Below are 12,063 nucleotides of genomic sequence, written 5' to 3'. Positions count from 1 at the left end.
GCCAAATCATCAAGGAACAGCCAATGAAACAGCGATACACCATCAGCGTCACCGGCCCGGTGTGGGTCGACTACAGCGTCGCCATGGATGTCACGTGTGTGTCCGATGCGATCAACCATCTTGAATCGCTTGATCCTGAAATCGCCGCACAGTGGCTGATTGAGTCATCGGCCTACTCTCTGGAAAGAATCGAACACGAGGTATGCGGAGGCGTGGGGGACGCGGTGTACGAGGCGATCCCGGACTACGTGTTCAACCGAGCCGGTGAGATGGAGTTCGGATCGGACGAGGAGGACGACCACGATGGTGTCGCCGATCCCGTCGCGCCCGCGTTGCCGCAACGCCTCTTGCTGACGGCGACGGGGCTCGCCAGCCGCCGCTACACCTTCGAAGCCGAGTCATGGGAAGACGCATTGAGTCAGTTTCACGGGCTCAGCACCGAGGAGCTCAATGCGCCGACGTGGAGCATTTGGGGAATTGATCTGGACGTGGACGTCAGCCTTGTCGTGGGGGCATTGGTCGAGGGCGGTGAAGCCGACGAAGACGCGCTGGAAGACATTGCCATGCACCTGGACGTGCAGCTGCCGTAGATGCCCTTGCTGTACCTCGGACCCGCTACGCAGGTCTGAATCCCTCGAACTAACAACAACTCCCTATCAACCATAAGGTGTGCACATTGAACATCCTCTCCGCTTCGTCTGACCCGAACAACCTCTTCATGCCGAAGGAGCGCAAAACCACCTCCATCCCCCGGACTAAAAAGCTCGCCGCAGCCACAGTTGGTTTCGACCGCTTGCCGCAGTTCGAGACAACCACCACTTGGCTCACCCCTCCGGAGCATATTTGGGGCAGCCCGAGGGAAGGCTTCACGGGCCTGGGGCCCTTCGACCTGGATCCGGCAACGCCCGAGAACGGGATGCCGTGGCCCACCGCGGCTCGGATGCTCAAGCCCAGCGATGACGGCCTGGCGTCGGAATGGCCGGCGGATGCCTTCGTTTTCATGAACCCGCCGTTCGGCCGGGGGCAAGAGGCCTGGATGGAGAAGATGGCCAACCACCCGGGGGGCGGCATCGCCCTGGTGTTTGCGCGAACCGAGACCCGCTGGTTCCAAAGTTTCGTGCTGAACCACCCCGATGTCAGCGCGGTGGTCTTCCAGGAGGGCCGCTTGAAGTTCCACCGGGCCAACGGAGACGTAGGTGACGCGCCCCCTGCTGGCCCTGCGTGGATTGCCTACGGCGAGGAGGGCGCCCGTCGCTTGAAGCGGGCGGTCAGGGAGGGGCAGATCCGCGGATGTTTCCTGGAGCTGGACTTTGCCCGGGTGAGTTCTGGGGTGGGCGCTGACGTGGGGGCGGCCAACGATGAGTAAGGGCACTTCGAAGAAGGCAAAGCCGACCGATCCCCGCAACAATGCTTACCAGCGGTTGTTGAAGGCTATCCAAGCCATCCCCGGGGAATCGCCCAGGGAAAAGATGCGCAAGTTCACCGCGTTTGCGCTGAAGGTTTGCGTGATCAATCAGGCCGAGGAGTTGTTCACCCGGGGATTTGGGCCCTTGGTCGCCTGGTGTGACTTGACGCTGCTTGGGACTGACGTGCAAGGAAGCGAGGATTGGTGCCACGAAGCGGGCCAGGCCTACGGCGGCGCAGTGGAAACCTTCGAGCCGTTCGAATGCATCCTGGGCCGATTGTTTAATGAGTTGGTGTGGTCAGGGAAAAAGAACGACGCTCAACATTTCACCCCTTGGGGCTTGGCGAGGGCGATGAACGCCTTTGCTCAAGCGCCTCAAAAAGACGAGTGGCCCATGGGTGACCCCACCTGCGGAGCCGGCACGCTGTTGCTTGTGAAGCTTCACGAACTGGCCGGGAAGGATTCGAAGGCCCTTCGGGGGCTTACCGTGAAAGCGAACGACCGCGATCCGTTGTGTGCTGCGATGACCGCACTTCAGTTGCTGTCAAACCAGTTGATCTGGCGGATGCCCATCGGGCGCGTGGTGGTCGAGTGCAAAGACATCATCACTCAATACCTGGAAACGCGGGTGGTGTTTTGGTCTCTCACGCGAGATCGGTTCATCGCCATGGATGAGGAGATCCGGCTCGAGAAGGCCAACCGGGTGACGGGCGCTGACATGGGGGCGGCCAACGATGAATGAGGTCGCCAACCTTGTGAAGGCCATCCGCGCCATCCCTTCCACTCCTGGCAAGCCGTGGAATCCGCGGGTTGCATTCGAAACGTTCGTTCAGCACGCACTGATGTCAATGGCACATATCCACGCAGACACCAAGGGTCACCTCGACACCAAAGTCCTTGCTTTTGGACCCTTGAAAAAAAATGTCGAAGAAGCGCCTGAAGTGGTAGCAGCCATCAACGCTTACATCAAAGCGGTCTTCGCAAGCAGGCCGTTTGACGATGTCCTGGGACGGGTCCATGCCGAGCTGCTGGCCAGGAAGGGTGGGGAAGGGCTGGGTCAGTCTTTCACTCCCGGCGATCTTCTCGATCTGGTTCAAACCCTTGCCACCAGGCATCGGCCTGGTGGGAGCGGAGCCAAGGTCTACGACAGCTGTTGCGGCGCGGGTTCGCTTGCCCTTGCCGCGATCAGGAGTCAACAGAAACACCTTCCAAGCGAAAAAATCCTGGTGCTGGCGGGGGACATCGATCCGTTGTGCGCAGCGATGACGGCTTTGCAGATCCACGCGAATCAAACGTTTCATTTCTTGCCGCTTGGGGCGGTCAAAGTCACGGTGGGGAACGAACTGATCGGTCCCAGGCGCCCCGGGTTTTGGTCCCACTTCCACCTCTACGAGTAGAGGCCGGAGGCCCGCCTTTCCCTCTTCAAGACTCGGCGGCGAGCAGCCGCCGGCTCTTGCTTCAAGCCGCTTTTGCTCTTGTTTTTCCTAACAGGTAACAAGCACCTGTTACCCCCTTGTTACCCGTGAAAGCCTTGTCCCATAAGGAGGTAACAAGGGGTAACAGGGTAACGGGTGGATCGCGAGCTCCCGATGGATGTATGCATGGATGTTGTGAGCGGTGAGTGGATTTTTCTTGCGTGGATCTCTTAAACCACTTGTTACCTTGTTACCACCTGTTACCCCCAGTAAACATAAGGGTTTGAAGGGTAACAAGTGGGTAACAAGCACTTGCTACCTCCCAGGCTGATGCTTGAGGTATTTCACACTTTCAAGTGTTTCTGGAGCATCGAAAGCAGAAACGAACATCCGTTGGCGCGAGCCCTTGCCAGTTCCGTAAAGCCTGCTTAGATGGATTTGTGGCCACAACAGGACCACAAATCAAGAAACGGAGCAGGCAGTGAAGACGAAACGCGAAAAGACCGCACGGGATGAGTTGTTGAAGGCCCGGGTCAGCAAAAGTTTTAAGGCGTTGGTGGAGGAGACGGCGGTGGCCCGTGGGCAAACCCCTTCCGAGGCCATGCGTCAGGCGCTTCAAGAGTGGGTGCATCGCCCCAGTCAAGCGGCATAAAAAACCCCGGGTGCGAACCGGGGCGTTTACTACTAGGGATTACAACATGAAGAGTAAGTCGAAGACTGGCCCTGTCAAGGGCGGGGAGGCCAATGGCGACGCCGTTGATCAGGCTCCTAAGAAAAAGGGCAAGGCCTTTGGGGCCGATGTCAATCCCAACGACGCCACGGATGACCTGGGCGTTATTGGGGAAGACCTCTCGTTTGAGCTGGCTTATGCCGACGATATGCGCCGCGCCAACTGTTTCCGCATTGGCGGCAAGATGGACAACGGCGAGATCGATTTTTCGCTGTATCAGTGGGATGAGTCCGAAGGCATCTGGGCCCTGCAAGCCACCCGGGAAGTAGAAGCCCACGCGTTGGACTGGATGCGCAAGCACGCCCCGGAGGACGCCAAGCAGAGCAGCGCGACCAGCTGCGTCAAGACGGCCATTCTCGAAATGATCCGCTTGCCAGGCATGAAGTTGCCTGAAAGCCAGCATCGGGCCATCGTGCCGCTGAAGGGCGGTTACCTGGAGATCCTCAAGGACGCCAACAAGAAGGCCTACATCGAATACCTGCCGGCCGACCCCAAACACGGGATCACTTCCTTGGTCCCAGCGAAGCTCAACCTCGACCAGGTGAGGTCCGGCCGCTACACCCCCAAGCCGTTGGACCCCAAGTCGCGGTGGGCCAAATATCTGGATCGCTTCATGCCTGACATGGCCGTGCGAGGGTTGCTTCAAGAAGCCATGGCGTCGTCGGTCATGCCGATGTGCCTGGAAAAAGCCTTCCTGTTGCTGGGAAGCGGCAGCAACGGCAAGAGCACCTTGCTTCACGTCCTGCGAGCCATCCACCCCAAGAACACTGCGGTCCGCATCGACAAGCTGGATGGGCAGTTCGCCATGGCACCTCTCGCTTCCAAGACTCTTTATCTGGCGACAGAGGCGCCCAAGGTCCTCTCCGATCCCATCCAGCAGGTCTTGAAGGCGCTTATCTCGCGCGATCCCATGTCAGCGGAGAACAAGGGCAAAGATGCCTACACCACGGTGCCGCGCGGCACGCTCTTCCTGGCACTGAACGCCATGTTCTCGGTGACGAGTCACGAACACGGCTTCTGGCGAAAGATTTGCATGATCCCGTTCAATGTGCGCCTGGCCGAGAACGACAAGGACCGCGATCCGGACTTCCACAAGAAGCTGACCGAGGACCCGGCGGAAATGGCCGTGATCATCGACTGGCTGCTGGAGGGGGCCATGCGCCTCATTGAGCGTGGCGGCCTGCCCGAGGAAATGCCCGAGGCCGTCAAAGCGCTGGCCGAGCAGACCCGGCAAGAGACGGACACCACGGCATCTTATTTCGCCGAGCGCATGGTCATCGAAGAAGAAGGCACGTGGACCGACAAGAACGACATCTATGCCGACTACCGCGATTACGTGCTGGAAGAGCTGGGGCGCAAGCCGGTGGGCGCAGAAGAGCTTTGGAAGCGCGTGCGCGAACGGATGCCGGGGCTCCAGCAGAAGCAAAAGAAGGCGACGAAGGGCTCGAAGGCCGAGCGCTGGGTCAACCTGCGCGTGGGGGGATTGAAGCCGCGCCTGGAGGGCGGGCCTCCCCAGGCCATCCCGGACGAGGAGGTTCCGTTGGGTGACCCTCTGAGCAAAGAGGCCATGGAAGCCATCGCCCTCCTGTCGGGCGCACCGATGGCTGAAGCCGCGTAGGCCTTTACAACCGGCGACGTTGCGCTATTGCAAAGGGGTATCCAAACCAAAACGGAGCCCCCATGCCATCGCCCAACCACATCCCCGACGACGCTTTCCACGAAGAAGCTATCACCGCTGCTGATCTGGAGAGTCCAGAGACGCCGGAAGCGGACCCGCAATACTTGCTCGTGCAGAGCGGGTTTGGTCTCCATGTCCGTCTTGGCAAAGACGGCGACCAGGGATTGCGCAGCGAGGATGAAATCGCCGAGCTGGTGCGGCGAGCTTTGTATCACCGGAAGACACTGACCCTTCATATCGAGTTCTGACCCGACCCCACCCACAACCACCCGCTTGGAGGCGCAGGAGGTTGAAAAAGATTTGAGGCAACCACCGCATGTCCAAGTATTCTGATCTCATTCAAGCCACCGCCGAGCGCATGCTTGCGCTCATGCAGCAGGGCACCATCCCCTGGCGCCGGCCCTGGAACGACCCCGACGCCCCGCAGAACGGTTCGATCAACGGCCCGTGGAATCCGCACACGGGCAAAACCTACCGAGGTTCCAACACGCTGGTCCTGCGCGGGGCGCAGATGGCCCACGGCTACAACGACAATCGCTGGCTGACCTATCGGCAGGCAGAAAGCATCGGGGCCCAAGTCAGGCGCGGCGAGAAGGGGCAGCAGATCGCCTACTGGGACTTCAGCAAGACGGGCAAAGCCAAAGACGGTGCCGAGCCGTTGACCGAAGGCGAAGAGAAGGGCGGATACCAAGGGCCATCGGTGTTCGTCGCCACGGTGTTCAATGCCAGCCAAATGGACGGCATGCCCGAGCCCCCGCCGCCCTTCATCATGCCCGAGTCGATCCGCAACTTGCGTCTGCGGGAGTTGTTGGACAAGCACCAGCCAAAACTTCATCACGATGGCGGGAACAGGGCCTTCTACTCCGTTGCTACCGACAGCATCCACGTTCCGAAAGCGGGCAGCTTTCAAGACCCGATTAGTTATGCGTCAACCGTGCTCCACGAACTGGCCCATTGGGCCGGGGCCAAGCACCGGCTCGGCCGCGATCTAACCGGGCGATTCGGGACGGAGGGGTATGCCAAGGAGGAACTGGTGGCAGAGCTGTCCAGCCTTTTCATTTCCGAGCGCCTCGGGATCGGGCTGGGGAAAGAACACGAAGAACAGCACGCCGGCTACCTGCAGTCTTGGATGAAAGCCCTGGCCGATGACCCCAGGACCCTGTTCCGCGCAGCCAGCCAAGCGGAGAAGGTCATGACCTTCCTCGACATCCCGACGTTTGAACGCGAGCCGCTGCCGCAGGTCAAGAAGGAGCAGGACACCGAGCAGGGGCGGAAGGCGGAAGCCGGTCGAAGGTCGCCGTCGCAACGCAAGGAACGCCAAGTAGCCTAACGCTGGTAGGGCTTGACCTTCCCCGAGTTTTTGCTAGAACTGGGAAGTGGGCATCCATGCCCCTGTCAGGTTCCCCATCGGGGTTGAAAACGAAGAACGGCTTCCACCGCATTCCTGCGGTGCTGGTGAGCCGTGACCTACTCAACACCAACCAATGGAGGACCCCATGCAACACGATTCCACCCAACCCATCAGCGCACGCGAAGCCCTTGGTCTGAAGCTCTGCGAACAAGAGCGCGACCTGCTCATCCAAGCGGTGAAGAACGATTGGTCAGTAGACGAGCTTTACGACGAGCTGCGGCAAGCGGCCTTCGACCATTACTACGACGGCAAGACCGATGAAGAAGAGTGGAAGGAAGAGACCTGGGTAACCAGCTACAAGGACTACGTGGCCTTCCTGACCGCTGCCACCGAGTATCCGCTCCACTTCGCCGTCGCATCCGGCGATGCCGAATGGGCTGGTGACCTGCTCAAGTCGGGACGCACGCCCCAGGACGCGGACTCGGAGGGAACGACCCCGACAGATTTGTTGGGGCGGCACGGGAATGATCAATCGGATCAGGTCATCCGTGCCCACAACCGAGCCAAGCTCCTCGACAGTATGCTTCCGCCTGCCAACGCTTGGAAGCCACCGGAAGGCGGGTTTGGGGCCGACGCCCAACGGCAGGTCGGTGCGGCCATGAAGGCCCATGGGCAGGACGGCCAAACCCTGGAAGCCCCTCGCTTGCGAGCGCGCTTCTAAGGCCAAGGGAAAGGGCGGCGAAAGCCGCCTTTTCTTTTCCCGATCCCCTTGCGCAAACCAAACCGTTTGTTATGGGTAGTGCAACCCATTCAAAAAAGGAGGCCTCATGCGCGTTTTGGTTCTTTCTCTGGCCCTTGCCGGCCTGCTCCCCTTGACGGCCTGAGGGGCAGCGCTGATGAAATGGCTCGCATTTTTCCGCAAGCGCCCCGATGCCGCGCTGAGCATCGAGGACTTCAAGCAATCTCCAGGCCACGTTTTGATGGACGAGAGCGGATACCTGGGCCTTTCTCACGAAGCAGCAGCCCAGATCGATCGGTTGCGCCAAGCCAAGGGCTGGGGCGTGCGCTCTGCCAACGCGGCAACGACCGGCAAAGGGCGGCGCTAATGGGAGCCACATTCAAAAGCATTGCCCACCATTACGGTCACCTCATTCTAGACGGCATGGATTGCTCCCCTGCGCAACCTCACGAGCTGCACCACCTGCCAATGGCATGGAATCTCAAGCCCAGCCAGTGGGGCCAACCTCTCCCCTTCCAGGCTCGCCCACTGAGGAGCCACGCGGGAGGCCGCCCATGGTGAGCGCGATCCTTCTGCTGACCCTGCTTGGCCTCATGGTCCTGGTCCCGCTCTGGACGTTCAAGCGCTTTGGCGACGCCAAGGCAGCTTGGCAACGGGTGAGGGGCGGTGAGCGAGGCGCTCGCACGCACGGCCGCTTCGTGATTCATGGCGGGCTGTTTGGCGTTGGGATGGTGGTCATCGCCGCATTCCTGGCCCAAGCCACCTTCAGCGTCTGGCACCAGGTCGCCACCGGGGGAGGGCTGTTTGCACTCGGCATAGTCGCGGTGCTCTGCCTGCTGGCGCTTGTTTGCCGCAAGGGGAGGTCGCGCGGATGAGTGCGTTGACGATGCTGGTCCTATCCGTGCTGGTCCTTGCCGTGTTTCTCTGCTCGGCAGCGTTTCTCTCTTTTATGATCGCGTTGACTTACCCGACCGTAAAGCAATCGCTGGCCCTTTTCTGGGCTGGGAGGCGCGGTGCTTGGCTCTACCTGGAGTTAGCGATTTTTGGTGGGATCTTCGCGGGTTGCGTCCTCACGCTCGCATTCGGGGCGGTAATCATGGCCCTCAACATTTCCAGCGCTGAGGACGCCGCTCTATACGCGGCCACCTTGCTTAGCGCGGGACTGGGCTACTGGGTGGGCCGATGACACGCGAGCCGTCCACCTTGTTTGCCCCAGACGTTCTTCCCGGGCCGGATGGCATCGAGCTGTTGCCGATGCCCGCAGACATCCGGGCCATCTACGACGCAGCCCAACGCAACACGCCTTTCAGCAAGGACGTGGACGACGCCCTGGCCGCGCACCGCAACGCACACGGCGAAGCGGAGCAAATCGAGCACGCTCAGCGTGTGGATCCTGCGGATGCCATGCCCTCGGAGCGCTACCGGGCTTATGTGAGCCAACGCCGCTATGCGGTCCGCGCCTGCATTCAGGCCGGCATGGCACGAAAGGACATCGCAAGGTTCCTCGGGGTGGCTGTTTACACCGTGCAGAAAGATGCTCAAGCCCTTGGACTGCGGTTGCCGGTCTGCCAACGACAACCGAGGAGCATTGCAGGGCACTCGGTTGAGGAAGTGCTGAGCCTGCTCCACGAACTGGGCACCCGCACCCGTGTGGCGGCTCGGATCGGCGTCACGCAGCAAGCGGTTAGCCTGTTTTGCAAGAAATACGAACTGGACATGCCGCAAAACGGAAAGAAGGCGGTTGTTCTGGCTCGGCGCAAAGAGGTGCGCCGGTTGAGCGAGGCCGGCCTATCGGTGTCTGAAATGGCGCAACAGTTGGCCGTGCCATACGCGTGCATAACGGCCGACCGCAAAGCGCTGAAGCTGCCGCGTGTGCGTCTGCCGGCAGAGAAAATGACCCTCTTGGGCTTGAGTCGAGCAGAGATCGAGGCCCTTCTTGCTCGATTCCAGACCATCAAGGCAGTGGCGTTGCATCTCGGAACCAGTGGGGCGCATGTGTCCTCGTACATGAAGAGAGCCGGCCTCAAAGCGCCACGGGACGGGCGATGCCGCCAGGCCAACACACCATCGACCGACCGCAAACCGCTGAAGCTTCCGGGCATGCGTAAACCGGCGGAGAAAATGACCCTCTCGGGCTTGAGTCGAGCAGAGGTCGAGATCCTGCTCGCCCGATTCCAGACGGCCAACGCTGTGGCTCTGCATCTTGGGGTCAGCGCGTCGTCTATATCTGTTTACATGAAAAGAGCAGGCCTCAAAGCGCCGCGCGATGGGCGACGTCGTCAGGCCACTCCATCATGATTCCACGCAAAGGCTTCCTCGGCGGCCGCTCCCCGGCCCAGGTTCAATCCTGGCTGGACGAAGGGGTGAGCCAGCGCGCCCTGGCCCAACGCCTGGGCGTTACCCACCAAGCCGTGAACCGCTTTGTGAGGCGGCACCGCCTGGCCGGTTCCGGACGGCAGGCCTTTCGGGCCCGCCAAACCCGCGAGCTCGCTGAGCGTCGCCAACGGGTGCAGCAGCTGGTTCAAGCCGGGCTAACCTCGGCCGAGGTGGCCCAGCGCTTGGGCTTGTCGCCGGCCACCATCGGCCTGGACCGCCGAGCCCTTTGGTTGGGGCGCGTCCTGAAAGGGCCGGAGCACCGCACCTTGCGGGGGCTGGCCCTGGACCAGGTTCGGGCTCGCTTAAAGGAGGTCAGCCGGGCTCAGTTGGCGCGGGAGCTCGGGGTGAGCAGCTCGGCCGTGTATCGCTACTGCAGGAATGCGGGCCTCAGCACGTAGTAGCCGAGACATATCTCCAGGCCCAAGTGCCGATGCGTCGTCAGGCTCTAAAGCCCCGCCGGTTTCTTATTTCGCAAAGCTCATTTCGATCAATGATTTAGAGCCGGATGGTCCCTTAGGGATTGGCCCAAATGCACCCGTTGAAGGATACTTGGAGCCTGTTCGAGGGGATGTATTCGATGCCACTGCTCAACTGGTCCGACCGTGATGAGGACCTGACCCGCTCCGCCCTGACGCCCTATCGACTCTTGGAGCCGGTGGCAAGCTTGTCCTATGGGGAGGTGGACGCTCCCAACATGCTGATCGAGGGCGACAACCTGGATGCGTTGAAGGCGTTGCTGCCTTACTACGCCGGCCAGGTTGGTTGCGTCTACATAGACCCGCCGTTCAATACCGGAGCGATGTTCCCGAAATACGACGACAACTTCGAGCATTCGATTTGGTTGTCAATGATGTATGCCAGGCTCGAACTCATCCACGAGCTTGTTTCAGAGAAGGGATCTCTTTTTCTTCATCTGGACGATAACGAGGTTGACTATGCGAAGGTGATGCTGGATGAGATTTTTGGCCGGTCTAACTTCGTCAACAGGATAACTATCGCTGCCCGCTCTCCTTCTGCATTTAGCACTGTCAATCCTGGTGTATTCAAAGCATCGGAATACATTCTTTGGTATGCCAAGGACAAAGAGAAGTTTGAAGACGTAAGTGCCCGCATTCCACGCGGTGTTGACTATGCCTACAACCTTTGGCTGGAGAACCGGGATTTGCCTGAGAGTGAATGGAGGTTTTCGTCTCTTGCCGATAAATATGCTGAGGTGCCACGGAACGCAAGGATCAAACACCCTAAGTCTATTCTCCAGCACTTCGACAAGTGGGTTCTGAAGAACTCAAGCCAAGTCTGCCGCTTAGCATCCATTAGGGAAGGTCTGAACAACTCCGCTGCTGCAGGCGACAATAGCGCACCAGATTGGGGTGACGATCGATGCAGCTGACGTTCGGTGATGCCGAGACCCTGGGCCAGCGCAAGCGCACGCGGCGGGAGATCTTCCTGGCCGAGATGGAGCAGGTGGTGCCGTGGCAGGCGCTGCTGGCGCTGATCGAGCCGCACTACCCGAAGCTGGGCCGTCCCGGCCGCCAGCCGTACCCGCTGGCGACGATGCTGCGCATCCATTTCCTGCAGCAGTGGTACGCGCTCAGCGACCCGGCGATGGAAGAGGCCTTGTACGACACGCCGGTGATGCGCCGGTTCGCGCGGTTGGGCGGCGTGGACGCGATTCCCGACGAGACCACGATCCTCCACTTCCGCCGGTTGCTGGAAACCCACGGCCTGGCCGGGCGGATCTTCGAGCGGGTGAATGCGCATCTGGCGCGCAAGGGCCTGAGCCTGCACGCGGGCACGATCGTGGACGCGACGATCATCGCCGCGCCGAGCTCGACGAAGAACGCCGAAGGCAAGCGCGATCCGGAAATGTGCCAGACGAAGAAGGGCAACCAGTGGCACTTCGGCATGAAGGCGCACATCGGCGTCGATGATGAATCCGGCCTGGTGCACCACGTCGAGTGCACGGCGGCGAACGTGGCCGACGTGACCCGGGTACACAGGCTGCTGCACGGCCGGGAAGACACGATCTGTGGCGACAGCGGCTATACCGGTGCCGACAAGCGTGAAGAGTTGAAGGATGTGGAGGCCGGCTTCCTGATCGCGGAGAAGCCGTCGAAGTTGCGGGCGATGAAGAACCCGCGCGAGCGGCGTTACACCGAGCGCTGGGAGCGGTACAAGGCGAGCCTGCGCGCGAAGGTCGAGCATCCGTTCCGGGTGATCAAGCGCCAGTTCGGCTACACGAAGGTGCGCTACCGCGGCCTGGCGAAGAACGCGGCGCAGGTGCTGACGCTGTTCGCGCTGTCGAACCTGTGGATGGCGCGCCGGCGCCTGTTGCCGGCGATGGGGGTGGTGCGCCTGTAAGGCGGGAA

Annotated in this window: 16 protein-coding genes; 15 read left to right on the top strand and 1 reads right to left on the bottom strand. The window is 60.8% G+C overall.

What is annotated here, in order from left to right:
* Positions 1-23 precede the first annotated feature (23 nt).
* From J3A72_RS18610 to J3A72_RS18550, 13 genes are all read left to right on the top strand, one after another.
* Positions 24-590, top strand: coding sequence for a hypothetical protein (locus J3A72_RS18610; protein WP_008267292.1), 567 nt, complete (start codon positions 24-26; stop codon positions 588-590).
* Positions 591-676: 86 nt separating this feature from the next.
* The gene (locus J3A72_RS18605) at positions 677-1,366 is read left to right on the top strand and encodes a phage N-6-adenine-methyltransferase (RefSeq protein WP_229298517.1); all 690 of its coding nucleotides are present in this window, start codon (positions 677-679) and stop codon (positions 1,364-1,366) included.
* On the top strand, positions 1,359-2,147 hold the full coding sequence (locus J3A72_RS18600; protein ID WP_146256385.1) for a hypothetical protein: 789 nt from the start codon (positions 1,359-1,361) through the stop codon (positions 2,145-2,147). Before J3A72_RS18605 ends, J3A72_RS18600 begins: the two co-directional genes overlap by 8 nt.
* Entirely contained in the window at positions 2,140-2,802 is a 663-nt protein-coding gene (locus tag J3A72_RS18595) for an N-6 DNA methylase (protein WP_209572130.1), read from the top strand. The genes J3A72_RS18600 and J3A72_RS18595 overlap by 8 nt, the downstream gene beginning before the upstream one ends.
* A gap of 499 nt (positions 2,803-3,301) precedes the next feature.
* Positions 3,302-3,472, top strand: coding sequence for a ribbon-helix-helix protein, CopG family (locus J3A72_RS23135; protein WP_140222693.1), 171 nt, complete (start codon positions 3,302-3,304; stop codon positions 3,470-3,472).
* 46 nt (positions 3,473-3,518) lie between these two features.
* Entirely contained in the window at positions 3,519-5,168 is a 1,650-nt protein-coding gene (locus J3A72_RS18585; protein WP_209572128.1) for a phage/plasmid primase, P4 family, read from the top strand.
* A 62-nt stretch (positions 5,169-5,230) separates the two neighbouring features.
* Positions 5,231-5,476, top strand: coding sequence for a hypothetical protein (locus tag J3A72_RS18580; RefSeq protein ID WP_209572126.1), 246 nt, complete (start codon positions 5,231-5,233; stop codon positions 5,474-5,476).
* A gap of 68 nt (positions 5,477-5,544) precedes the next feature.
* Positions 5,545-6,558 carry a zincin-like metallopeptidase domain-containing protein gene (locus tag J3A72_RS18575; protein WP_209572124.1) on the top strand — a complete coding sequence of 338 codons (1,014 nt, stop codon included), beginning with the start codon at positions 5,545-5,547 and terminating at the stop codon, positions 6,556-6,558.
* 166 nt (positions 6,559-6,724) lie between these two features.
* Positions 6,725-7,300, top strand: coding sequence for a hypothetical protein (locus J3A72_RS18570; protein WP_209572123.1), 576 nt, complete (start codon positions 6,725-6,727; stop codon positions 7,298-7,300).
* Positions 7,301-7,475: 175 nt separating this feature from the next.
* The gene (locus J3A72_RS18565) at positions 7,476-7,685 is read left to right on the top strand and encodes a hypothetical protein (RefSeq protein ID WP_008266166.1); all 210 of its coding nucleotides are present in this window, start codon (positions 7,476-7,478) and stop codon (positions 7,683-7,685) included.
* A 187-nt stretch (positions 7,686-7,872) separates the two neighbouring features.
* Positions 7,873-8,193: a hypothetical protein gene (locus tag J3A72_RS18560; protein WP_209572121.1), complete on the top strand. Its 321-nt coding sequence runs from the start codon at positions 7,873-7,875 to the stop codon at positions 8,191-8,193.
* Entirely contained in the window at positions 8,190-8,504 is a 315-nt protein-coding gene (locus J3A72_RS18555) for a hypothetical protein (RefSeq protein WP_209572119.1), read from the top strand. Before J3A72_RS18560 ends, J3A72_RS18555 begins: the two co-directional genes overlap by 4 nt.
* Positions 8,501-9,616: a hypothetical protein gene (locus J3A72_RS18550; RefSeq protein WP_209572118.1), complete on the top strand. Its 1,116-nt coding sequence runs from the start codon at positions 8,501-8,503 to the stop codon at positions 9,614-9,616. The genes J3A72_RS18555 and J3A72_RS18550 overlap by 4 nt, the downstream gene beginning before the upstream one ends.
* Here J3A72_RS18550 and J3A72_RS18545 read toward each other — a convergent pair.
* A complete protein-coding gene (locus tag J3A72_RS18545; protein ID WP_139726849.1) occupies positions 9,598-9,843 on the bottom strand; it encodes a hypothetical protein in 246 nt (81 codons plus the stop codon). The genes J3A72_RS18550 and J3A72_RS18545 overlap by 19 nt on opposite strands.
* Before the next feature lie 380 nt (positions 9,844-10,223).
* Between J3A72_RS18545 and J3A72_RS18540 the strand changes: the two genes are divergently transcribed.
* Both J3A72_RS18540 and J3A72_RS18535 read left to right on the top strand, forming a co-directional pair.
* Complete coding sequence (locus J3A72_RS18540; RefSeq protein ID WP_245336382.1) at positions 10,224-11,084, top strand: site-specific DNA-methyltransferase; 861 nt, start codon at positions 10,224-10,226, stop codon at positions 11,082-11,084.
* Positions 11,075-12,055: an IS5 family transposase gene (locus tag J3A72_RS18535; RefSeq protein WP_075076136.1), complete on the top strand. Its 981-nt coding sequence runs from the start codon at positions 11,075-11,077 to the stop codon at positions 12,053-12,055. The genes J3A72_RS18540 and J3A72_RS18535 overlap by 10 nt, the downstream gene beginning before the upstream one ends.
* The last annotated feature ends 8 nt before the right edge of the window (positions 12,056-12,063 follow it).

The organism is Stenotrophomonas sp. PvP093, from assembly GCF_017876915.1.
In the GTDB taxonomy this organism is placed as follows: domain Bacteria; phylum Pseudomonadota; class Gammaproteobacteria; order Xanthomonadales; family Xanthomonadaceae; genus Stenotrophomonas; species Stenotrophomonas muris.
The sequence above is the reverse complement of the archived record's forward strand: the minus strand, read 5'-3'. Positions and strand labels throughout refer to the sequence as shown.